At 73.0% G+C, this 21,432-nt stretch carries 23 protein-coding genes; 8 read left to right on the top strand and 15 right to left on the bottom strand.

Annotation, left to right across the window (positions count from 1 at the left end; genetic code table 11):
* The first annotated feature begins 77 nt into the window (after window positions 1–77).
* Window positions 78–1,361, top strand: a complete 1,284-nt coding sequence (locus ACIRU3_RS11150) for a molybdopterin-dependent oxidoreductase (protein WP_404054630.1) — start codon at window positions 78–80, stop codon at window positions 1,359–1,361.
* A complete protein-coding gene (locus ACIRU3_RS11145) occupies window positions 1,361–1,819 on the top strand; it encodes a hypothetical protein (RefSeq protein ID WP_404054628.1) in 459 nt (152 codons plus the stop codon). Before ACIRU3_RS11150 ends, ACIRU3_RS11145 begins: the two co-directional genes overlap by 1 nt.
* Here ACIRU3_RS11145 and ACIRU3_RS11140 read toward each other — a convergent pair.
* From ACIRU3_RS11140 to ACIRU3_RS11130, 3 genes are read right to left on the bottom strand one after another with little or no spacing between them, the layout of a single operon-like run.
* A complete protein-coding gene (locus ACIRU3_RS11140) occupies window positions 1,708–2,436 on the bottom strand; it encodes a class I SAM-dependent methyltransferase (RefSeq protein WP_404054625.1) in 729 nt (242 codons plus the stop codon). The genes ACIRU3_RS11145 and ACIRU3_RS11140 overlap by 112 nt on opposite strands.
* Window positions 2,433–3,044 carry a DUF2064 domain-containing protein gene (locus tag ACIRU3_RS11135; RefSeq protein WP_404054623.1) on the bottom strand — a complete coding sequence of 204 codons (612 nt, stop codon included), beginning with the start codon at window positions 3,042–3,044 and terminating at the stop codon, window positions 2,433–2,435. The genes ACIRU3_RS11140 and ACIRU3_RS11135 overlap by 4 nt, the downstream gene beginning before the upstream one ends.
* Window positions 3,041–3,781, bottom strand: coding sequence for a glycosyltransferase family 2 protein (locus ACIRU3_RS11130; protein WP_404054621.1), 741 nt, complete (start codon window positions 3,779–3,781; stop codon window positions 3,041–3,043). The genes ACIRU3_RS11135 and ACIRU3_RS11130 overlap by 4 nt, the downstream gene beginning before the upstream one ends.
* A 105-nt stretch (window positions 3,782–3,886) precedes the next feature.
* On the opposite strand from ACIRU3_RS11130, the gene ACIRU3_RS11125 reads away from it, so the two are divergent.
* A complete protein-coding gene (locus ACIRU3_RS11125) occupies window positions 3,887–4,636 on the top strand; it encodes a response regulator transcription factor (protein ID WP_404054618.1) in 750 nt (249 codons plus the stop codon).
* Window position 4,637: 1 nt separating this feature from the next.
* Window positions 4,638–5,750, top strand: coding sequence for a sensor histidine kinase (locus ACIRU3_RS11120; RefSeq protein WP_404054615.1), 1,113 nt, complete (start codon window positions 4,638–4,640; stop codon window positions 5,748–5,750).
* An 18-nt stretch (window positions 5,751–5,768) separates the two neighbouring features.
* On the opposite strand, the gene ACIRU3_RS11115 is transcribed toward ACIRU3_RS11120, so the two are convergent.
* The 6 genes from ACIRU3_RS11115 to ACIRU3_RS11090 form a co-directional block, all read right to left on the bottom strand.
* Complete coding sequence (locus ACIRU3_RS11115; RefSeq protein WP_404054612.1) at window positions 5,769–6,758, bottom strand: NAD-dependent epimerase/dehydratase family protein; 990 nt, start codon at window positions 6,756–6,758, stop codon at window positions 5,769–5,771.
* A gap of 182 nt (window positions 6,759–6,940) precedes the next feature.
* Window positions 6,941–7,714: a VOC family protein gene (locus ACIRU3_RS11110; RefSeq protein ID WP_404054610.1), complete on the bottom strand. Its 774-nt coding sequence runs from the start codon at window positions 7,712–7,714 to the stop codon at window positions 6,941–6,943.
* A gap of 458 nt (window positions 7,715–8,172) precedes the next feature.
* Window positions 8,173–9,618 (bottom strand): argininosuccinate synthase, encoded by a 1,446-nt coding sequence (argG, locus tag ACIRU3_RS11105; RefSeq protein WP_404054607.1) that lies wholly within the window; start codon window positions 9,616–9,618, stop codon window positions 8,173–8,175.
* Between the two features lie 45 nt (window positions 9,619–9,663).
* Window positions 9,664–11,082: an MFS transporter gene (locus tag ACIRU3_RS11100; RefSeq protein WP_404054605.1), complete on the bottom strand. Its 1,419-nt coding sequence runs from the start codon at window positions 11,080–11,082 to the stop codon at window positions 9,664–9,666.
* Window positions 11,083–11,514: 432 nt separating this feature from the next.
* Window positions 11,515–11,985: a carotenoid oxygenase family protein gene (locus tag ACIRU3_RS11095; RefSeq protein ID WP_404054602.1), complete on the bottom strand. Its 471-nt coding sequence runs from the start codon at window positions 11,983–11,985 to the stop codon at window positions 11,515–11,517.
* Window positions 11,986–12,005: 20 nt separating this feature from the next.
* Window positions 12,006–12,584, bottom strand: coding sequence for a hypothetical protein (locus ACIRU3_RS11090; protein ID WP_404054600.1), 579 nt, complete (start codon window positions 12,582–12,584; stop codon window positions 12,006–12,008).
* Between the two features lie 116 nt (window positions 12,585–12,700).
* On the opposite strand from ACIRU3_RS11090, the gene ACIRU3_RS11085 reads away from it, so the two are divergent.
* From ACIRU3_RS11085 to ACIRU3_RS11075, 3 genes are all read left to right on the top strand, one after another.
* Complete coding sequence (locus tag ACIRU3_RS11085; protein ID WP_404054598.1) at window positions 12,701–13,627, top strand: hypothetical protein; 927 nt, start codon at window positions 12,701–12,703, stop codon at window positions 13,625–13,627.
* Between the two features lie 323 nt (window positions 13,628–13,950).
* Entirely contained in the window at window positions 13,951–14,685 is a 735-nt protein-coding gene (locus ACIRU3_RS11080) for an RNA polymerase sigma factor (protein WP_404054595.1), read from the top strand.
* Complete coding sequence (locus ACIRU3_RS11075) at window positions 14,682–15,779, top strand: CU044_5270 family protein (RefSeq protein ID WP_404054592.1); 1,098 nt, start codon at window positions 14,682–14,684, stop codon at window positions 15,777–15,779. Before ACIRU3_RS11080 ends, ACIRU3_RS11075 begins: the two co-directional genes overlap by 4 nt.
* Window positions 15,780–16,042: 263 nt before the next feature.
* Here ACIRU3_RS11075 and ACIRU3_RS11070 read toward each other — a convergent pair whose 3' ends face one another.
* The 6 genes from ACIRU3_RS11070 to ACIRU3_RS11045 all read right to left on the bottom strand — a co-directional run bounded on the left by ACIRU3_RS11070 (window position 16,043) and on the right by ACIRU3_RS11045 (window position 20,033).
* Entirely contained in the window at window positions 16,043–16,522 is a 480-nt protein-coding gene (locus ACIRU3_RS11070) for a DUF5994 family protein (RefSeq protein WP_404054589.1), read from the bottom strand.
* A gap of 144 nt (window positions 16,523–16,666) precedes the next feature.
* Window positions 16,667–16,951 carry an SCO5918 family protein gene (locus ACIRU3_RS11065; RefSeq protein ID WP_404054586.1) on the bottom strand — a complete coding sequence of 95 codons (285 nt, stop codon included), beginning with the start codon at window positions 16,949–16,951 and terminating at the stop codon, window positions 16,667–16,669.
* A 58-nt stretch (window positions 16,952–17,009) separates the two neighbouring features.
* Window positions 17,010–17,417 (bottom strand): CBS domain-containing protein, encoded by a 408-nt coding sequence (locus ACIRU3_RS11060; RefSeq protein WP_404054583.1) that lies wholly within the window; start codon window positions 17,415–17,417, stop codon window positions 17,010–17,012.
* 77 nt (window positions 17,418–17,494) lie between these two features.
* Entirely contained in the window at window positions 17,495–19,030 is a 1,536-nt protein-coding gene (locus tag ACIRU3_RS11055; RefSeq protein WP_404054580.1) for a DEAD/DEAH box helicase, read from the bottom strand.
* A 231-nt stretch (window positions 19,031–19,261) separates the two neighbouring features.
* Window positions 19,262–19,465 carry a cold-shock protein gene (locus tag ACIRU3_RS11050; RefSeq protein ID WP_031482971.1) on the bottom strand — a complete coding sequence of 68 codons (204 nt, stop codon included), beginning with the start codon at window positions 19,463–19,465 and terminating at the stop codon, window positions 19,262–19,264.
* Between the two features lie 229 nt (window positions 19,466–19,694).
* A complete protein-coding gene (locus tag ACIRU3_RS11045) occupies window positions 19,695–20,033 on the bottom strand; it encodes a MerR family transcriptional regulator (protein ID WP_404054578.1) in 339 nt (112 codons plus the stop codon).
* Window positions 20,034–20,707: 674 nt separating this feature from the next.
* On the opposite strand from ACIRU3_RS11045, the gene ACIRU3_RS11040 reads away from it, so the two are divergent.
* Window positions 20,708–21,385, top strand: coding sequence for a hypothetical protein (locus ACIRU3_RS11040; RefSeq protein ID WP_404054575.1), 678 nt, complete (start codon window positions 20,708–20,710; stop codon window positions 21,383–21,385).
* The last annotated feature ends 47 nt before the right edge of the window (window positions 21,386–21,432 follow it).

Here is a 21,432-nt window from a genome sequence, read left to right as displayed (position 1 = left end):
CCGTCCGGGCCGGACGTCAGCGTTTCGTCATGGGTCGCGCACCCTTTCATGGGCGTCCGGCGGCCTACGGTCGGGACATGCGCGACCACCCCCGGCTTCCCACCTCCCCAGGCTTCTGGCGCAGCCCCCTGCGCGGCCCCTGGTTCACCTCGGTGCTCGGCCTCGTGCTGCTCGCCGGCATCACCGTGCTGTTCGTGACCGGCCTGCTGTCGTACGCGGCCTACAACCCGGACCTGTCCCGGGTGAACGACACCACCCCGGACAAGGGCATCCTCGGCTTCTACCTGTTCGCGTGGCCGACCGGCCCGGTGTGGCTGTACCGGTTCACCCAGGGCGTCCACGTCACTCTCGGCATCACGCTGATCCCGGTCCTGCTGGCCAAGCTGTGGTCGGTGGTGCCGAGGCTGTTCACGTTGCCGCCGGCCCGCTCCGTCGCGCACGCGCTGGAGCGGATCTCGTTGCTGCTGCTGGTCGGCGGCGGGCTGTTCGAGTTCACCACCGGGGTGCTCAACGTCCAGCTGGACTACGTCTTCCCCGGCTCCTTCTACCCGCTGCACTTCTACGGGGCGTGGGTGTTCTTCGCCGCGTTCGTGGCGCACGCGGTGCTGAAGACACCGGCCGCGCTGCGGACCGTACGGGGCCGGCTGCGGGAGGACGCCTCACCCGCACAGGAGTCCGCTGACTCCCCGGTGTCTCCTGACTCCCCGGACTCCTTGGTCTCCCCGGACCCCGACCCGCCCACCTTCTCGCGCCGCGGTGCGCTGTGGCTGGTCGGCGGCGGCTCGCTGCTGCTGTTCCTGACCACGGTGGGACAGAGTCTGGGCGGACCCTTCCGGCGTACCGCCCTGCTCGCGCCGCACGGCGGGGCCGACCCGCGCGGCGGCCCGAACGGCTTCCAGATCAACAAGACGGCCGCGTACGCCGGGATCGACCCGGCGGAGACCGGTGAGGAGGCGTGGCGGCTCGTCGTCACCGGGCGCACCGGAACCGTCCGCCTCAGCCGCGCCCGGCTGCTGCAGATGCCCCAGTACAGCTCGTCGCTGCCGATCGCCTGTGTGGAGGGCTGGTCCACCGCCGACCAGTGGTGGCGCGGGGTGCGGCTGCGCGACCTCGCGGCGCTCGTCGGGTACGACGGCGACCCGCCCGACGTGTTCGTGGAGTCCCTGCAGCGGCACGGCGCCTTCCGCCGCGCGGCCCTGCGTGCCAACCAGGTGGCCGACCCGCGCTCCCTGCTCGCCCTGCACGTCAACGGCGAGGACCTGTCCCCCGACCACGGCTACCCGGCGCGGATCATCGTGCCCGCCGCGCCCGGTGTGCTCAACACCAAATGGGTGGCCCGGCTGACCTTCGGAGACCTCTGATGCTGCGCCGCCTTCCGGTCGGCAGTCCGTTCCAACTGCTGCTGCTCGCCTGCTCGTTCGCGCTCGCCGGGTATGCCGGGGTACGGCTGCTGGCCGATGACTGGTCCGGCGTCGCGCTGTGGATCGTGGGCGCCGCCCTGCTGCACGACCTGGTGCTGCTGCCGCTGTACGCGGTGGCGGACCGGGCCGTCGTGCACGGACTCGACGCGGGCGGGCGGCGGGCGTGGACCCCGTACGTGCGGGTGCCGGCCGTGCTGTCGGGGCTGCTGCTGCTCGTCTGGTTCCCGCTGATCCTCGGCCTGGTGGACCGGCGCTACCGCATGGCGACAGGCCTGAACCCGGACGTCTATCTCGGGCGCTGGCTGCTGATCACCGCCGTCCTCTTCGGCGGCTCGGCGCTGCTGCTCGCGATGAGGGTGCGCAGGGCGGCGAAACGGCGGTCGCCTGCCGTCCACTGAGCGGCCGCCCGCCACCCGGACCGGTCCGCGAGCCGGAGCAGGGCGGGGGTGCCGATCCGTGCCCACGGGAACGGTTCGCCCGTCCTCGCCAGGCCGTGGGCGACGTCGACGACCTGCACCTCGGCGCGTTCGTCCAGGTCCAGCGGAGCCGTCTCGGCGATCAACAGGCCGCCGGGGGCGAGGAGCTGGGCCATCCGGTGCAGCAGGGCATACGGGTCGCCGCCGATGCCGATGTTGCCGTCCATGAGCAGGACGGTGCCCCAGCGGCCCTCGCCGGGCAGCGGGTCGAAGACCGAGCGGCGCAGCGCCTGGCCGCCGACGGTGATGGTGCGGGTCACGGCGGCCTCGCTGACGTCGACGCCGAGGACGGTACGGCCCCGGGCGGCGAGTTCCGCCACCAGCCGGCCCGGGCCGCAGCCGACGTCCAGGACGGCGCCCTCGCAGCGGTCCAGCACCGCCCGGTCGACCGCGTCCGCGCGGGCACACCAGCGCTCCACCTCCAGGGGGAGCAGCCAGCCGTCGGCGCGCCGCAGATACAGCGGGCCGCGGCCGGTGGCCAGGGCGGCGGCGTACGGGTCGGAGGCGGCCCAGGCGGGCGGGGCGGTCGTGGCGCTCATCGGGCGGCCGCGCAGTCGGCCAGCCGTGCGGCGAAGGCACCGTGCGGGGCGAGGGCGGCGACGGCGTGGGCGTCGGCGGCGGTGTCGACGTCCCGCAGCCGGGGCAGGTCCCGCACCCGAAGCCCGGCGGTGACCAGCCGCTCCCGCTGGACGGCCCCGGTCACCGGCGAGGACATGGGCACGCCCCGCAGCAGCGCGGGCTCGGGCCGGGCCAGGCCCAGCGCCCAGAAGCCGCCGTCCTCGGCCGGTCCGAAGTAGGCGTCGCAGTCCGCGAAGTCCACGGTGAGCAGGTCGGGGGTGACCTGCGGGGTGTCCATGCCGATCAGCAGGGCCGGGCCGGAGCAGCGGGCGAAGGCGTCGGCGAGCCGGGCGTCCAGCCCGCCCGCGCACTGCGGTACGACGTCGAATCCGGGCGGCAGCCAGGGACCGGGCCGCCCGTCCAGCACGAGCACCCGCCGCCCGGCCGGTGCGGCGGCCACCGCCCGCAGGGTGTCGGCCAGCGCCGCCTCGGCGAGCGAGGCGGCCTGCTCGGGGGAGAAGGGCGGAGTGAGCCGCGTCTTGACCCGCCCGGGCCGGGGCTCCTTGGCGATGACGAGGAGGGTGGTCATCGGGGCCTCCTGAGGGGTGGGGTGTGGGGGGCTCGCGGTGTCTGCGCGGTGGCCGGCGGTTCGTTCAGCACGTGGCTCATGTCCCGTACCGCCTGCCAGGTGCCGCGCCAGGTGCCGGTGACCTTCGAGGTGCCCGTGCGGGGCAGGTACGGGACGTCGTGCTCGGCGATGCGCCAGCCCGCGTCGGCCGCGCGCACCACCATCTGCAGGGGGTAGCCGCTGCGCCGGTCGGTCAGGCCGAGGGCGAGGAGCGGGGCGCGGCGGGCGGCGCGCAGGGGGCCGAGGTCGTGCAGGCGCAGCCCGGTGCGGCGGCGCAGCAGGCGGGCCAGGGCCAGGTTGCCGGCGCGGGCGTGGGCCGGCCAGGCGCCCCGCGTCTGCGGGCGGCGCCGGCCGAGCACCAGGTCGGCCTCGCCGGCGCGGATCTCGCGGACGAACCGGACCAGGTGTGCGGGGTCGAGGGAGGCGTCGCAGTCGCAGAAGCACACCACGTCGGCGGTGGCGGCCAGCAGCCCGGCGTGGCAGGCGGCGCCGAAGCCGCGCCGGTCCTCGCGCACGACGGTCGCGCCCAGCGCTCGGGCGAGGTCGCCGGAACCGTCGGTGGAGCCGTTGTCGACGACGAGGGCGCGCCAGCCGGCCGGGACACGGGCGAGGACCCAGGGCAGCGCCTCGGCCTCGTTCAGGCAGGGCAGCACGACATCCACGTCGGGAGGAGGAGGGGAGGTGGTCACGGCCTTCACCCTACGAACACGAACCATGACAAAGCGGGCTTCGGCACCTTACGAAACGCGGACGTCGCAGCCGTGACGGAGCCCTGTCGACGGCGCGGTGCCAGGGTGGAAGACATGCAGCAGCCGTACGCATCCCCGCAGGCCGGACCGGACACCGAGCAGCCGTCGGGCGCCCGGGGCCGGATCCTCGTCGTGGACGACGACCCGACCGTCGCCGAGGTCGTCGCGGGATACCTGGACCGCGCCGGATTCACCGTGGACCGTGCCGCCGACGGCCCGGCCGCCCTCGCCCGGGCCGCCGCGCACCGGCCGGACCTGGTGGTGCTGGATCTGATGCTGCCCGGGATGGACGGCCTGCAGGTGTGCCGGCGGCTGCGCGCGCACGGTCCGGTGCCGGTCGTGATGCTCACCGCGCGCGGCGACGAGGACGACCGCATCCTCGGTCTCGAGGTCGGCGCCGACGACTACGTCACCAAGCCGTTCAGCCCGCGCGAGCTGGTGCTGCGGGTGGAGTCGGTGCTGCGCCGCGCCCGGCCCACCGTGCCGCGCGGCCCGCTCGGCGCGGCCGGTCTGAGCGTCGACCCGGTGGCCCGCCGGGCCACCAAGAACGGCACCGAACTCTCCCTCACCGTGCGTGAGTTCGACCTGCTCGCCTTCTTCCTGCGGCATCCGGGACGGGCGTTCGGCCGGGAGGAGCTGATGCGGGAGGTGTGGGGCTGGGACTTCGGTGACCTGTCCACCGTCACCGTCCATGTCCGCCGGCTGCGCGGCAAGGTCGAGGACGACCCCGCGCGGCCGCGTCTCATCCAGACCGTGTGGGGCGTCGGCTACCGCTTCGACGCCGGCGGCGAGGAGGCGGCCTGACATGCGCGACACCCTCCTCATCGCCCTCTACGCATTCCTCGGTGCCGCCGCCACCGGCCTCGCCGGAGCGGGTGTGCTGCGCCTGATCCGCCGGCGCTCCCTCACCACCTCGCTCGCGGTGGTGGCCGCTGTCGGGGTGGTGGCGATGCTCGCCGGGACCATGGTCGTGGCCCGGGCGATGTTCCTGTCCTCGCACGACCTGCGGGTCGTCAGCACCGTGGTCGCCATGGCGGCCGTGGTCTCCCTGGCGACCGCGCTGCTGCTGGGCCGCTGGGTCGTCGCCCGCAGTCGCGCACTCGCCGACGCGGCCCGCCACTTCGGCGACGGCGGTGCCTTCGCGGCCCCCGCCGCCCCTGCCACCGCCGAACTGGACGCGCTCAGCCGCGAGCTGGCCGTCACCAGCGCCAAGCTCGCCGCGTCCCGGGAGCGCGAGCGGGCGCTGGAGACCTCCCGGCGGGAACTCGTCGCCTGGATCTCGCACGACCTGCGCACCCCGCTCGCCGGGCTGCGCGCCATGTCGGAAGCCCTGGAGGACGGGGTGGCCGCCGACCCCGACCGCTACCTCAAGCAGATGCGCACCGAGGTGGAACGCCTCAACGACATGGTCGGCGACCTCTTCGAACTCTCCCGCATCCACGCCGGCACCCTGCCCCTGAGCCCCGCCCGGATCTCGCTGTACGACCTGGTCGGCGACGCCCTCGCGGGAGTCGGCCCGCTCGCCCGCGAGCAAGGCGTACGGCTGGTGGGCGACGGGGTGGAGCCGGTGCCGGTGGAGGTCGACGGCAAGGAGATGAGCCGCGTCCTGGCCAATCTGCTGGTGAACGCGATCCGCCGCACCCCCGCCGACGGCACGGTCGCCGTCGCCGCCGAGCGGGCGCCCGAGGGGGTGGTGCTGACGGTGACGGACGGCTGCGGCGGCATCCCCGAGGAGGACCTGCCCCGCGTCTTCGACACCGGCTGGCGCGGCACGGACGCCCGGACGCCGCCGGCGGGTGCGGGGCTGGGGCTGGCGATCGTACGGGGGATCGTGGAGGCGCATCGGGGCCGGGCGACCGTACGGAACATCCCGGGCGGCTGCCGCTTCGAGGTCACCCTTCCGACGGCGGAGGGATAGGCGGCCCGGCCCCGGGGCTCACCTGGCCCGCGCGAACTCCCGCATCCCCTCCGCGAAGCCGACCTCCGGCTTCCAGCCCAGCTCCGCCCGCAGGCGGGACGAGTCCGCCGTGATGTGCCGGACGTCGCCGAGGCGGTACTCGCCGGTGATCAGCGGTTCGGGGCCGCCGTGCGCGGCGGAGAGGGCGCGGGCCAGGTCGGCGACCGTGTGCGGCTCGCCGCTGCCGGTGTTGTAGGCCGTGAGCGTTCCGGGGCGTGCCCCGGACTCCAGCGCGATGACGTTGGCGGCGGCCACGTCCCGCACATGCACGAAGTCCCGCCGTTGCCGGCCGTCCTCGAACACGCGCGGGGCCTCGCCGTGTTCGAGGGCCGAGCGGAAGAACGAGGCGACTCCGGCGTACGGGGTGTCGCGGGGCATCCGGGGGCCGTAGACGTTGTGGTAGCGCAGGGAGACCGCCGTGCCGTCGGTCGCGCGGGCCCAGGCGGCGGACAGGTGCTCCTGGGCGAGCTTGGTGGCGGCGTACACGTTGCGCGGGTCGGCCGGGGCGTCCTCGGTGACCAGGCCGGGGGCCAGCTCCGCCCCGCAGTGAGGGCAGTTCGGGTCGAAACGGCCCGCCGTCAGATCGGTCACGGCGCGGGGGCCGGGACGCACCGTGCCGTGCGCCGGGCACTCGTAGCGGCCCTCCCCGTACACCACCATCGACCCGGCCAGCACCAGCCGCCCCACGCCCGCCTCGGCCATCGCGGCGAGCAGGACGGCGGTGCCCAGGTCGTTGCGGGAGACGTACTCGGCCGCGTCCGCGACCCCGTTGCCGAGGCCCACCATGGCCGCCTGGTGGCACACCGCGTCCACGCCGGACAGGGCCGTGGCGACGGCCTGCGGGTTGCGCACGTCGGCGCCGGGCTCGCTGCGGACGTCGTACACGACCGGCTCGTGCCCGCGCGCCCGCAGCGCGTCGACGACATGGGACCCGATGAACCCGGCACCGCCGGTGACCAGTACTCGCATACGGCCACGCTAGGTCCGCGACCGGCCCGGAACGGGGCATGACGGGGCGTACGTCACCGCCCTGTAAGAAGCGGTGCGCAGCCGGTGGGGCGTGTTGAACCGAGTCAGGAAGGGGGTGAATCCGGTGGGCCGACGGCGGCGCACTCCAGCCGCCCATGTCGCCGGGACGGGCGCGGGTGCGGTCAGCTCTGGCGCGGATTCGGCTGCAGCACGGCGAACACCGCCTGGGCCGGGTCCGCCAGCCAGGCGATGCGCCCGACCTCCGGCACGTCGGCGGCGGGCATGAGCACCGTCCCGCCGTTCCCCCGCACCGCCGTGACGACGGCGTCCGCATCTGCCACGGCGAAGTACGGTACCCAGCGAGCCATCTCCTGCTCCGCCTGGAGCGTGGCCACGCCGCCGAAGGACCCCTCCTCCTGGTCGCCGTCCTCGATGCTCAGCACCCGGTACGTCATGCCGGGCGCCTGCATCTCCTGGGAGCGCCAGCCGAACAGCTCCCGGTAGAAGCGGATCGCGGACTCCGGGTCGGGGACGTGCAGTTCGACCCACACCAGTGCGTTGTCCTCGGACGTCCGCTCCAGGCCCGGCCCGGCTTCCAGGACGGCGAACTGTGCGCCCTGCTCGTCGGTGAACTGGGCCAACCGGCCCTCGCCCATGCTCATGGGCTCCACCCGCACACTGCCGCCGCCGGCGGCCACCGCACGGGCGGTGGCCCGGCTGTCCTCGCTGCGGAAGTACGTCGTCCAGGCCGACTGTGCGCCCTCCTCGGTCAGCTGACCCAGGGCTGCGACGGTCTTCCCGTCCGTCTGGAAGAACCCGTACCCGCCCGCTTCGGGGCCGAGGGACAGGTACTGCCAGCCGAAGACGGCACCGTAGAAGGCGGCGGCCGCGTCCGTGTCGGGGCTGCCGAGGTCGATCCAGACGGGCGACCCGGCGCGGAAGTCGGTGCCGAGCATGCGAGTCCTCCTGCGGTTCCGGTACTGGGCCTTCGCCACTATGCCGTCCGCAGGGACGGCGCTCGGCGCGGCGGCCCGGATGTCCCGGGGGGTTCACCCGGGCTGGGGAACCCCCGTCGGCGCGGGACCGGTCGATCGGCGGGGAACCGGTCGAGGCGGGAGACCTGGTGGTGGCCGATGTGCCGGCCGTCGTCCGAACGCCTCGGCAGTACACCGAGGTTCGGAGACCGCGCGGCGCTGAGAATCTTCTCCCGGGCATCACCGGTGCCTCTCATGAGGGCCAGTTCACGACCGGTCGACCACGCCGTCCGGAGCCGGCCGGCCGACGCGGCTTCCGCTTCTGCTTCCGTTTCCGCGCCGCCGACGAGCGACAAGGCCGGCCCGACGCCGTTGGCGTCGGGCCGGCCTTCTGGCTGATGCGCCCCTCTCGGGGGCGAGCCGCTCGCTCGGTGGGCCGGTCAGTCCGTGCCGAGTTCCATCGCCGCGCGGTCCAGCAGCTCGTCGTCTTCGGAGACCTCGCCGCGGGAGGCGATGGCCTCGGCGCCGCCCTCCGGCATGCTGCCGATCAGCCCGGTCGCGGCCGCCTGGGCGGCACCGATGGCGGGATTGGCGGTGCCGATCAGGCCGAGCCCGGCGTACTGCTCCAGCTTGGCCCGCGAGTCGGCGATGTCGAGGTTGCGCATCGTGAGCTGGCCGATCCGGTCCGACGGACCGAACGCCGAGTCCTCGGTGCGCTCCATGGAGAGCTTGTCCGGGTGGTAGCTGAATGCGGGGCCGGTGGTGTCGAGGATCGAGTAGTCCTCACCGCGCCGCAGCCGCAGCGTCACCTCGCCGGTGACGGCCGCGCCGACCCAGCGCTGCAGCGACTCGCGCACCATCAGCGCCTGCGGGTCCAGCCAGCGGCCTTCGTACATCAGCCGGCCGAGGCGCCGTCCCTCGTTGTGGTACTGGGCGAGGGTGTCCTCGTTGTGGATCGCGTTGACCAGCCGCTCGTACGCCGTGTGCAGCAGGGCCATGCCGGGCGCCTCGTAGATGCCGCGGCTCTTGGCCTCGATGATCCGGTTCTCGATCTGGTCCGACATGCCCATACCGTGGCGGCCGCCGATGGCGTTGGCCTCCATCACCAGGTCGACCGGGGAGGCGAACTCCTTGCCGTTGATCGTCACCGGGCGGCCCTGGTCGAAGCCGATCGTCACGTCCTCGGGGAGGATCTCGACCTCGGGGTCCCAGAACCGCACGCCCATGATGGGCTCCACGGTCTCCACGCCGTTGTCCAGGTGCTCCAGGGTCTTGGCCTCGTGGGTGGCACCCCAGATGTTGGCGTCGGTGGAGTACGCCTTCTCCGCGCTGTCGCGGTAGGGCAGGCCGTGGGCGAGCAGCCACTCCGACATTTCCTTGCGGCCGCCGAGCTCGGTCACGAAGTCCGCGTCCAGCCAGGGCTTGTAGATCCGCAGGTGCGGATTGGCGAGCAGGCCGTAGCGGTAGAACCGCTCGATGTCGTTGCCCTTGAAGGTCGAGCCGTCGCCCCAGATCTGTACGTCGTCCTCGAGCATCGCCCGGACGAGGAGCGTGCCCGTGACGGCACGGCCGAGAGGCGTGGTGTTGAAGTAGGCGCGCCCGCCCGAGCGGATGTGGAACGCGCCGCAGGTGAGCGCGGCCAGCCCCTCCTCGACCAGCGCCGCGCGGCAGTCGACCAGGCGCGCGACCTCGGCGCCGTAGGTCTTCGCGCGGCTGGGCACCGAGGCGATGTCCGGCTCGTCGTACTGACCGATGTCGGCGGTGTAGGTGCACGGGACAGCGCCCTTGTCGCGCATCCACGCGACCGCGACCGAGGTGTCGAGTCCGCCCGAGAAGGCGATGCCGACGCGCTCGCCGACGGGGAGGGAGGTGAGGACCTTGGACATAGGATGAGTATGCAGGAGATTGCATGATCATGCAACACCTGGATGTCATGCCGGAGGGGCTGCCGTTTTCCGTTCCGGTGCGGCCGTCGCCCGGGCGGCTCGCGCCACGAGGAGGAGGAACACTCCGCAGGCCGCCACGATCAGCCATCCGGGACGGGAGGCACGGGCGAGACCGGCCGGGTCCACGCCGCTGACCAGGCCTCCCGCGAGGGCGATGCCGACCGCCGAACCGACCTGGCGTGCCGTGGAGGTGATCGCCCCGGCCACGCCGGCACGGGAGGGCGGCAGGCCGCCGACCGCGGTGTCGGTGAGGGGGGCGTTGGCGAAGCCGAACCCGATGCCGATGAGCAGGTAGGCCGGCAGGAGCAGTACGACACTCGTGTCCCGGCCGAGATCCACCAGGCACAGGCCGCCGGCGGTGATGAATCCGCCCGCGAGGAGGAGCGGACGTCGTGGGCCGAGGCGGCCCACCAGGTTGCCGGACCACGGCGCGCACACGGTGGCCCCGAGGGCCATGGGCAGGGTCGCCAGGCCCGCCGCCAGCGGCGTCCAGCCGCGGGCGTGCTGGAGGTAGAACGTGTTGAGCAGCAGGCACACGTTCAGCGCGGCGAACACCGCCACGGCGCCCAGCACCGCCGTGGCGAAGGGTGGCCTGCGGAAGAGCCCGAGGTCCATCAGGGGCTCGGGCCGGTGCAGCTCGACCCGGACGAAGGCGGCCGCCGCGGCCACGGCCAGCACACAGCCGGCCAGCGCGGGCGGCGAGGACCAGCCGATGCGGGGTCCTTCGATGAGGACGCCGACCAGGGCGCACAGGGCCGACGTGAGGAGCGCCTGGCCGGGCAGGTCGAGCCGCCGGGCGCGCTGCCCGCGGGACTCCGGTACGAACACCGCGACCAGGACGAGGGCGGCCGCGACGACCGGCACGTTGATCCAGAACACCGAACGCCAGCCGAACACCCCGATCAGCGCCCCGCCCGTGACCGGGCCGGCCGCCATGCTCAGCCCGAACACGGACGCCCATATGCCGATCGCCCTGGCGCGCTCCCGCGGATCGGGCATCGCGTTGACCACGATCGCCAGGGCCACGGGGCTCAGCATCGAGGCCCCGACACCCTGGGCGACCCGTGCCACGACGAGCACGCCGAGCGACGGAGCGACCGCGCACACAAGTGACGCAAGGCCGAAGACGGCCAGTCCGCACCGGAACACCCGGCGCCGTCCGAAACGGTCCGCGAGTGCTCCGGACGCGACGAGGAGGCTGGCCAGGGCCACGGTGTACGCGTCCACGGCCCACTCCAGACCGCGGGTGCCCACGCCCAGCCCGTGTCCGATCACCGGCAGGCCCACGTTGACGATGGTCGTGTCCAGGCCGACCAGGAACATGCTCAGCGCACAGACGGCCAGTACCGTCCACCGCCGACGCGCACTCAGTACGGCTGGAGCAGCCAGGGATGTCGTGCTCACGGGCCCACCTTCTGTCCGGGTTCGTCTGCCGACCCATGCTCGGATCGGCCGACGGCGCCGGCCCAGAAGTTTTGCGAAGACCGCAAACGGTCGTCGCTGTTCCCGTTGCCCCGGAGGTCCCCTGTCCCGGGCGGTCATCGCCGGGAGCGACCCCCGCGACAAGCGCGTCGCCGAGGACGCGCGCCGGTCCGAAGGCACCGGTCACAGCCTGCGGTTCTCCCGCGCCCTGCCGAGGAGCAGGTCCTGTCCGGCGGATCAGGCCGGAATCGCGGGGCCCGGCACGCCCTCCCCCACTGCCTCAAGGGCGTGGGCACACCCCCGGCCGCGTCGTCGTCACTCGCCGACTCCCCCACGCCCGGCTGCGCTCGCGCGGGGGACCCCCATCGCGTCGACTCCCTCCTACGCCTTGCAGCTGCACCCACCAGACCCCGCTCACCCGTGCAGTTCACCGGTGTCGGGACAGATCTTCGGGTGCGCGGTCATGGAGTTCGCCAGACGCCCGCCGAAGTCGTAGGGGCCGAGCGTGGTGAGACCGTCCGCGGTGCAGGAGATCTCGTGGGGCAGCGAGGACTCCACGAGCGCGAACACCCGGCCGGCGTGCCGGACGACATGGGTGCTGGCGGGGCCGGCCGTGAGGTCGCGGCTGCCGTCGGCCCGGTAGACGCTGCGGGCGGGGTCGTCGAAGGACGCGGTACGCACGTAGCGGTTGCGGTACCAGGCCGCGCGCCCGCCCTGCAGACGGACGGCGTGCAGCATGCCCTCGCCGTTGAACCAGTGGGCCGACGAGGTGCGCGGGTTGGGGCCGTTCCGGACGTACCAGCCGGTCAGCCCGGGCGGCGGAGCGCCGGTGACGGCCAGGTCGTGGGCGGTGTGCTCGGCGTCGACCGGTCTGTGGTTGCCCACCAGGTGAAAGGCGGGAGCGGTCACTCGGCGGCCGCCGCGCGCGGTGCCGCGTGCCGGGTGCGGGCGATCTCCGGATAGCGCACCGTGAACATGATCGGTACGACGAACGAGGCGACCGTGAGCAGGGTGCGCGCGGTGCCGTCGCCCGGCTGGTAGTGGCGCAGCAGTGCGCCGCCGATGCCGCCGAGCGCGAACGCGGTGGCCCAGACGGTGGTGATGACACGGTTGATGTGCAGGAACAGCGGGCTGCCCCATACGTGTTCGGGCACCTGGGTGCGCGCGATGCCGAGCGTGAAGGGGCGGCCGACCGCCAGCGAGCCCCAGGCGGTGGCGGCGAGCCACAGCGAGGAGAGCGCCGGGCCGTAGTGGGTGACGGCCGTGGAGCCGGGCGCGGCGAACGCGGCCGCGGTGTAGACGGCGAAGAACGCGACGGCGCTGCACTCGATCACCTGAGCGTCCCAGCCGCGTCCCGCCCGGCGCTGGACCGCCACCAGGCCGACGGCCAGGACGAGGCCGGCGAGTGCGGCCCAGCGGATGTCGACCGTGCCGGTCAGCGCGGCGACGACGATCCATGGGACGAAGCTGCGGACATGACCCATGACTGGTTCCCCCTTGTGCCGGTGTGTCGTCCCCAGCCTGTCGATCAGGTGTGCGCGCCACCACGGGGAGAAGATGCAAGACTCGTTACAGGAAGTTGCACGGTACGGGGGTACCCATGAGTCTGGAGCACCTGGGGCTGACACGCGATCAGGAACGCCTCTACCGCTACCTCCTGCGCACACCGCGTGCCGACCACGCGGCGGCGGAGGCCGAGCTCGGCATACCCCGCCTGAGCCCCGTCCTCGACGAGCTGCGGGCGCTGGGCGTGGTCGACGGCCACCTGGTACCACTGCCGCCCGCTGCCGCCGTCGACCTGCTCCTGCGCCGTCGGGTGGAGCGCACCTCGCGTGAACTGGCCCGCCTCGACACGGTCTTCGACGTGGTGCGCGAGCTGGCCGAGGAGGCGCGCCGCGGCCGCCCCGTCGAACTCGTCGAACGCCTGGAGACCAGCGCGGAGGTGAACCACCGCATCGACGCGCTGCCCGACCGCAACGAGACGATGAACGCCAAGCTCCTGCCCCGCTCCCTCGGTCACTCGGAGGAGGTGGCGCACGTGTACCGCCGCCGACTGGCCCACGGGATGATCAGCCGGACCCTGGTCGGCGCCCCGGCCCTCGACCTGCCCGCCGAGATGGCCTACGCCCGGACCATGCACGAGGCGGGCGACCGGCACCGGGTGACGACCGAGCGGTACCTCCCCCTGCTCGTCATCGACCGGCGGATCGCCTTCGTCCTGGTCGACCCGGGCGAGCCCCGCGCCGCCGCGCTGATGATCCGCCAGACCGGGATCGTCGCCGCGCTCGTCAACCTGTTCGAGGCGTTGTGGGCGCGCGCCACCGACCTCGACGCCCTCGACATCACCGCGACCGAGGCACGGGTCCTGCGCGCACTGGCCGAATACGGCAAGGACGAGACCGCCGCCCGCGCGCTGAGCATGTCCCTGCGCAAGTACCGCGCCCATGTCGCCGAGCTGATGGCCCGGCTCGGCGCCACCACCCGTTTCCAGGCGGCCTTGCGCGCGAGGGAACGCGGCTGGCTGTGAGGGCCGCTCGATGTGCGGCGGTGGGCGGTGGCGCGTCGGTGCCCGAGCGCCGCGTCACGGCAGCGGCGGTCGACGGAGGGTGCGGTCGCCGTCCGGGGTGCCGGACCGGCGCCACGACGGACGAGACCGCCACACCCCCGGGTGGTCGTACGGTGTGATGCGGCTGCCGGTCCGAGGGCGCGCAGCCGTGACGGGCCGCTCCCGCGGGCTCGAGAAGTACGAGCACCGTCCTCGGCCGTGGCAGCCGGACGGATTTCGGCTGTGACGCAGGTCATGGGAAGTCGGTCCGGGGTGCCGGACAGCTCAGTGAGGTGAGCACTCATATGCGTACCCGGGTACGGGCCGGGGAACCGAGCGCGTTCGCTGAGCTCTTCGACAGCTATGCCCGCGCGGTCTACAACCATGCCTTCCGGCTGACCGCCGACTGGTCGGCGGCCGAGGACGTGATGGCCGCGACCTTCATGGAGGCATGGCGGCTTCGCGACAGGGTCGACCCCGAGGGCGGCTCCCTGCGCCCCTGGCTGCTGGGCATCGCCACCAACACGGCCCGCAACCAGTACCGGAGCAACCGGCGGTACCGGGCGGCGGCGGGCGCGGCCGCGGCCGCCGAGTTGTCGGTGCCCGACCACGCCGACGAGGTGGCCGACCGGGTCGACGACCGCCGGCGACTCGTGACGGCGCTCACCGCGCTCGCCGCGCTGCGCAGACCGGAGCGCGAGGTCATCACGCTCTGCCTGGTGGAGGGCCTGGACTACGAGGCCGCGGCGGAAGCGCTCGGGATTCCGGTCGGCACGGTCGCCTCCCGGCTCTCGCGGGCCCGCAAGAAGCTGCGCGCGGCGGCCGAGGCCGAGTCGGCGCGCCCCTGCGCCGAGACGGTCCGTCCGGCCGGCGGTGTCCGTCCGGCGGCCGCTGTCCGCCCGGACACCGGGCCGTCACGCACCGCAACCGGAACGGCGCGCGAAAAAGTACGCGGAAAAGGGGAAGGCGGCATCGTCGGCCGACAGACAAGAGGCGATCACGCAAACGCGATCCGGCCCGCACAGGAAGGAAACCGATGAACGCGAACACGTCCCGGGAGAACCCGGCCGAGTGGGACGAGAGTGCACAGCTCCTCTCCTCGACGGCGCGTGACCTGCCGACGGGCCGCCACCAGTTCCACAAGGAGCGACTGATGGCCCAGATCCACGACATGCAGCAGGAAGAGCGCACGGTGACGGCGGCCCCCGCGAAGACACGTCGTTTGCGGGTGCCCCGCCCGGCGATCGCCCTGCCCGCGCTGGCCGCGGTCCTGGCCGGGGCGGTCGTCGCCGGAGTGTCGATGTCCGGCGGTGCCGGCGTCAGGGACGGCGGCGTCGCCACCGGACCGGCCCTGACCACGCGGATCGGCACCGCGACCGCCAAGGGCGCGCCCCAGCTGCTGGACCAGATCTCGCTGGCGGCGGCCGACGGGACCCACCCGGCCGTCAAGCCCGGCCAGTACATCTACATCGAGTCCAAGACGGCCGACACCTTCGTGAAGACCGTCGGTGACACGTCCGGCGTGGCCAGCCACGCGCTGCACCGCCGGCAGGTGTGGAAGTCCCCGGACGGCACCAAGGGCTGGCTGATCGATCCCGCGGTCAACGACAGTTCCGAGGGCGAGACCCTGAGCCTCCCCGACGAGCGGGGCAACACCCCGAAGGCGTACCTGAACGCTCCGTCGTACGACTACCTGGCCAAACTCACCACCGACCCCGACGCGCTGCTGGCCAAGATCTACAAGGAGACCAAGGGCCACGGCAACTCCCCCGACCAGGAGGCGTTCACCACGATCGGGGACCTGGTCAACGAGAGCTATCCCCCGGCGGAGCTGTACTCGGCACTGTTCAAGGCCGCCGCGAGGATCCCCGGTGTCGTGGTGGTCCAGGACGCGGTGGACGCGGTCGGCCGGCGCGGGGTGGCGGTGGCCCGGCTCGACGAGACCAGCGGCCGGCGCGAGGAATGGATCTTCGACAGGAAGACCCATGTCTTCCTCGGGGAGCGCACCGTCCAGGTGCGGAAGAACAGCGGAACGGACGGCCTGCTGAAGCCCGGCACGGTGATCTACACCAGCGCCATCATGAGCCGGGCCGTCGTCGACGGCATGAAGCAGACCCCGTCACAGGCCGGCTGACGCGCCCGGCCCGTCCTCGCCACGTAGTCGGCCCTGCGCAGCACACACCACAACGACAGACCGTGCGTGCGGCAGGGCCGATGCCACGCCGATTGTCGCCGGGCAGCCTGGCGGCGACAACCGGGCGGCGCGGGCCGTACCGGTCCCGTGAGGCTCGCGGCTCATGGCCGAACCGGTTGTCCGACGGGGACGCGGTTCGTGTGTCCGGCCCGCTCGTAGGCCGGGTGCCACATCCTTCGCGTTCCACACCCGCAAACCGTGCCTCACCTGCCGTCGCCCTCGAAACCGGCCTCGGCGAGCGCCAGCATGTGCGCGGCCGTCAGGGCGTTGCGGGGATCGGCGGCCGTGGTCAGCAGCCAGGTTGCCGCTGCGACCGACTCGCTCGGCGGGATGACCAGCAGCTCCCGGCGGCCCACCGTGCCGCAGTCCAGGGCGATGGCATGCGCTTCGGCATCCACGGCGGACAGGGCGACTTCGATCGTGCGGCCGGGCACCGTGACCTCGCGCGGGGCGTCGGGCCAGGCGACGGCGTCCACGGTGACGCGGGTGACGGTGCCGAGGCCGGGGTCCAGCGAGCCGACCAGCGCGGGCAGCTCCAGTTCCAGCATGTCGCAGCGCGGCCACCAGGCCCCGTCGAGCGGACCCTGGCCGGCACCCGGAGTGAGTGCCAGCCGGGCGGCGGGCATCCGGTAAGTACGTGCTCCGTCCGGGGAGACACCCTCGGCCGACGTTACGTCCATCATGCGATCCCGTCCCGGGCGGCTCCCGGCCGTCCGCTTCCGTCGCTCGCCGGGCCGGGAACGGCACCGCCGTGGTCGCGCCGCGCGAGGTACTCGCGGCGGAAACAGCGCAGGTCCGGGCCACAGGACCGCGCCGTCCCGACTCCCTCAGCCCAGCCAGCCCTCGTCGGCTCGCGCGTCCCAGGTCTGCGTGACCGCGGGCGCGTCGTGGCAGGTGAAGCCGAGCCGGGTCAGCGCCCGCCGCATCTCACCCACGGTGAAGTCGCGGCGGCTCTGCCGGGTGATCACTTCCCCGACCTGCATCACGGGGTAGACGCGACGGCCGATGGTCACGGCCAAGCCGGTGACAGGCTCGGGTGTGATGCCGCTCATCGACTGCTCGACCTCGCTCTTGGTCAGGTCGAAGGGGAAACGGGCGATGACACAGCGCATGGATGCCTCCACAGGGTTGGGGGAGAAACACCGGAAGGGGTCGGCCGCGCGAGGGCGGTCAGTGGGTGAGCGCGAGGACGCCCAGGGCGTAGCCGTGCTCGTCGATCACGGGGGACGCGTCCAGGGTCCGGCCCCGCATGGCGGCCACCGCTTCGCTGAGTACGGCCACGGACGAGGTGAACGGCCCGCGGTCGAGCGGGATGTCCCGCAGCCGCGTCCGGTCGCTGTACCACCTGCCGCCGCGGTGCGCGGAGAGTTGGGCCCGGGTGACCAGTCCCGCGCACCGCCCGTCCTCGTCCTGGAGGAGCAGGTGCGGGACGCGGGCTCCGATGAGCACCGACAGAGCCACGTCGACGGTCATGTGGTCCTCCACCTGGGGCCCGGGAGCGTGCATGGCGTCACGGGCGGTGAGACCGGTGCCACCGGCGTTGCCGGCCTGCCGTGGGTGGGGTGCGATCGGCGTCAAGGGCTTCTCCTCTTCGTCGGGCGGGCAGGACGAGTGACGGCTCGTGCCGGCCGCTGGGAGCGAGTCCGGTGCCTGGGCTATGGGTTGGTCCTCGGGCTGGATTGACGGGTTCGGGCGGCGGTCCGTCCGCTCCCACCGCGGCCTGCGGCGCGTCGGGAGCGGCCGCGGGCGGCGGATCCCGTGCGTTCGCCGCGTTCGGCGGCCGGTGCGGCGACGGTGACGGGCACGCCGGAGGGGGTCCGGGCGCCGGTGATGCGATGCAGTTCGGCCTCGCCCGGGCGGATCCGGGCGGTACGCGGAGTGATGCCGGCGTCGGCCATCAAACGGTCCACCGCGCGACGCTGGTGCGGCAGGACAAGGGTGACGACCGTGCCGGACTCGCCGGCGCGGGCGGTACGGCCGCCACGGTGCAGGTAGTCCTTGTGGTCGGCCGGAGGGTCGACGTTCACGACGAGGTCGAGGTTGTCGACGTGGATCCCGCGGGCGGCGACGTTCGTGGCCACCAGGACCGTGACGTGGCCCTCCTTGAACTGGGCGAGCGTCCGATTGCGCTGCGGCTGCGACTTGCCGCCGTGCAGGGCCGAGGCACGCACACCGACGGACAGCAGGTGCTTGGCCAGCCGGTCGACCGCGTGCTTGGTGTCCAGGAACATGATCACGCGGCCGTCGCGGGCGGCGATCTCGGTCGCGGCGGTGTGCTTGTCGGCGTCGTGGACGTGGAGCAGATGGTGCTCCATCGTGGTGACGCTTCCCGCGGACTGGTCGACGGAGTGCACCACGGGGTCCTGGAGGTAGCGGCGCACCAGAAGGTCGATGTTGCGGTCCAGGGTGGCGGAGAACAGCAACCGCTGGCCGTCGGCACCGACTTGGTCGAGCAGTGCGGTCACCTGCGGAAGGAAGCCCATGTCGGCCATCTGGTCGGCTTCGTCCAGGACGGTGACGCCGACCTGGTCCAGCCGGCAGTCTCCCCGCTCTATGAGGTCCTTGAGGCGGCCGGGCGTCGCGATGACGACCTCGGCGCCGCCGCGCAGCGCGCTCGCCTGACGGCCGATCGACATGCCGCCCACCACGGTGGCGAGCCGCAGACGCAGGGCGCGTGCGTAGGGGGTGAGCGCGTCGGTGACCTGCTGGGCCAGTTCCCGGGTGGGGACCAGGACGAGGGCGAGCGGCTGCCGGGGCTGGGCCCGCTGCCCGTCCAGACGGGCCAGCAGAGGCAGCCCGAAGGCGAGGGTCTTGCCCGAGCCCGTGCGCCCGCGGCCCAGGACGTCGCGGCCGGCCAGCGCGTTCGGCAGCGTGGCCGCCTGGATCGGGAAGGGCACGGTGACGCCCTCGGTGACGAGCGCGGCCAGCAGACGTGCGGGCATGTCCAGTTCGGCGAACGTCTCGACCGCCGGGAGCGGCTCGGTGAGGGTGACCGGCAGGGCGAACTCCTGTCGGCGTGTGCTGGAGCGTGCGCCTTGGCCGCTCCTTCGCCCACTGGCCGGACGGGGGCTCTGCCGGCCCGTCTCCTGCGTATGGGGGCGGCTGCCGCGGGCGGAGCCTGTCGAGTGCGCGGAACTTCTGTCCGGGCGGAAGCGGCCGGAACTGCCGCCGGTGCGACGGGTTCGGTTCATGAGGGAACCTTCCTCGATGCGGCGTATCGAGGACTCCGTCCAGCGGCGGGGGCCGCACGAGGATTCGCAAGAATGAGCCGAGGGAAAAGCGAAAGCCGGACCTCTCGGCGCGCTGAAGCCGAGGCTGTCAGTGGAGTGAGAAATCCGGGAAATATGAGAAATGCGAGAAAACAATGGGCTGGGACCCGCACCCCAAGAGCGCGGGCCCCAGCCACATGGTTCGCGTCAGTGTCAGGCGGGAACGATGTTCTCGGCCTGCGGGCCCTTCTGGCCCTGCGTGACGTCGAAGGTAACCTTCTGGCCTTCCTGAAGCTCGCGGAAGCCCTGGGTGGCGATGTTCGAGTAGTGGGCGAAGACGTCCGGGCCGCCACCCTCCTGCTCGATGAAGCCGAAGCCCTTTTCCGCGTTGAACCACTTCACGGTGCCAGATGCCATATTGAATCTCCCTTGGGGGGCAGTGCCGGACTCCGCACTTTACGAAGCCGAGTCGCCGCGATGATCACCCCTCCGGAAAGATCCGGAAAGCTTTGCAAAGAAAAATTTCTCCGGCAACCAAAACTGCAACTGCTATCACGTTAACACAGGTCGGTGGGAAGTCCTATGTGTTTTCTGGTCGTCCGGGAACCCTCATGCCGGTGGGGTCTTTGATTCTGCATCGGCGGGACTAGATATTCGCGCCGTGCCCGTCCAGCTGCCGGCGCATTTCCTGGTTCAGGCGGAGGGCGTCGTCGAGCTGGTCCTCAAGAGAGATGATGCGGCACGCGGCCTCGATGGGGGTGCCCTGGTCGACGAGCTCACGGGCGCGGGCGGCGATGCGCAACTGGCGGCGGGAGTAGCGGCGGTGGCCGCCTTCCGAACGCAGGGGGGTGATCAGATCGGCCTCGCCGACGGCCCGGAGGAAGGCGGGGGTGGTACCGAGGACGTCGGCGGCACGCCCCATGGTGTAGGCGGGGTAGTCGTCGTCGTCGAGGTTGCCGGCGACAGGGGCGTTCTCAGCGGGCATGGCACCTTCGTTTCGGGGATGCGGCGAGGCATCCGGGCGTGCGCGGCACCCGTGTTCCGCAGGACTCGGCACCACTGCCGCGCGCGACAACCCTATCTCCGGCAGGCGCGGAGATGTGGTCTCGCCGACACAGACTTTCCCTGCAGCGCCGGCCAGGTTGCGCAGGGCCACGGACATGCCTCGTTTCGGACGGCGGACCCGCCGTGGAAACGGTGGCCGACGCGTGCCGCACGCCGCGATGACCGGGCATGCCCAGGCTGCACCCGGCGGTGGAATGCGGCCCCGGCACAGGCGGTCGCGGCTGCGGCGAGGGGCGTCCGGAGCCCGGGGTCCGGCGGCAGGCGTACGGCGACAGGCGTCCGGCGAGGCGTACGGGCCCGGCGAGAGGCGCCCGGCGGCAGGCGTCCGGGCCCGGCGAGAGGCGCCCGGCGGCAGGCGTCCGGCGTCTGCGGGAGAGCGGGTCTTCTCCGGCGCGTCCGGGGGCGGACGGTGCCGCCGCGGAAGGTGACCGCAGGGGCACCACGGCGGTGCGCGGCGGGGAGTGCGCCGTGCGCGGCCGGGAGTACGGTGAAGGTACCGAGGGCATACCGCGCACCGGCTCCGACACCGGTACCGCTCTCGGCGATCGACGACGCCGGGCCGGAAACTCCCGTGCCCGGGACGGGGTTTGCCCCATGACCGTGAACATGTCGGCTCGGACAGCCACGGACGTGCTCGGGCGGCAGACCGGGCCGGACCGGCGGTACACGCGCGCTCGGCGCCCGAGGCCGGAGCGTGGAGCCTCGCCCCACGAGGGGGAGCGCGTCCGCCCCCTGACGCGATGGCAGGTCGAGGACCGGCTGCAGGAACTGGGCGACTTCTACGCGCAGACCTCCGGCGGTGACCCCTGGGCGTGGAACCAGGCCCGCGGCGCCTTTCTGCGGCGACTGGCGGCCGATGCCCGGCGACCGGGGTTCTCGTTGCTGATCGCGGAGACCACCGCCCTGACCGGATGCGCCTACGGCTTCCCCGCGTGCGGGGGCGGTCCCTGGTGGGAGGGCTTCGACGGATACCTTTCGGGGAGTCTGCTCCGCCGGGCCGCCTCCGGACGACTCTTCGTGGTCTCCGGGATCGTCGTACCGTCCCGGGTGCGCCGGGAGAACCAGGACCGTGCCTGGAATCTCGCCCGGCGTCTGCAGCGGCGGCTGCTCACCGACCACGGCGCCGCTCTCGGCGTCACACTGGTGAACCGCTGCGACGACGAGACCGTCCAGGCGCTGCGGTCCTGGGGGTGGCGGTGCGCCGGGGACGACACCTCTCGGCTCCCCCTGACCGGTCCGTTCCGTGTTCTGGTCCTGGCCCGGGAGATCTGAGTTCCGCGGCCGCAGCCGCGAACCGGACGGCCTCGGCGCGCGTCGGC

Source organism: Streptomyces sp. NPDC101151 (assembly GCF_044768335.1).
In the GTDB taxonomy this organism is placed as follows: Bacteria; Actinomycetota; Actinomycetes; order Streptomycetales; family Streptomycetaceae; genus Streptomyces.
This window is presented reverse-complemented; position numbering and strand designations above follow the sequence as displayed.